Origin of the sequence: Merdimonas faecis, assembly GCF_001754075.1 — a bacterium.
Lineage (GTDB): Bacteria > Bacillota > Clostridia > Lachnospirales > Lachnospiraceae > Merdimonas > Merdimonas faecis.
This window is the reverse complement of sequence record NZ_MIEH01000061.1, coordinates 1-515: the sequence shown is the minus strand read 5'-3', so window position 1 is coordinate 515 and position 515 is coordinate 1. Positions and strand designations below refer to the sequence as shown.

Annotated in this window: 1 protein-coding gene; it reads right to left on the bottom strand. The window is 48.3% G+C overall.

Annotation, left to right across the window (positions count from 1 at the left end):
* Positions 1–515: IS66 family transposase zinc-finger binding domain-containing protein (locus BKD12_RS16215; RefSeq protein WP_176731004.1), on the bottom strand; the 515-nt coding region annotated here is incomplete at both ends.

Genomic DNA, 515 nt, shown 5'->3' with positions numbered 1-515 from the left:
ACCTGAGACTTTACGATCACAGGCTTTTCCGTATCGCCGAGTCCTTCCTTGCAGGCTGGGCATCCGTAACTCTGGCTGTAGTATTCGATCACTTTACAGGTGGCAGGAATGAATTCCAGTTCCCGGCGGACATACTCCTCGCCGATCAGGATCATCTGCGTGCCGCAGACCGGGCAGATCTGGTCTTCTTCCGGAAGAGGGATCACTACTTTTTCAACCTTCAGGCCTTTGAAAAGCTCCTCATGGGTTGCCTTCTTTTTACGGGTATGCTCCCGGATCACGGTCTCTTCTTCCGGCAAAGAGGAAGCTTGTTCCATTTCCGCTTCATCGAAGAGATTCTGTTGTCCCGGAATGTCATCGGATCTTTTTTCACTGGATGAGCCGAAAAGCTTTTTGGTCAGATAATCTACCTGTTCCTGCAGCGCTTTCTCGTGACTGGATTTTTCGTCAATAATAAGACGGAGAGATTTGATCAGCTCAGTCTGTTCAGATATCATTGTTTTCAGTTGTGATAC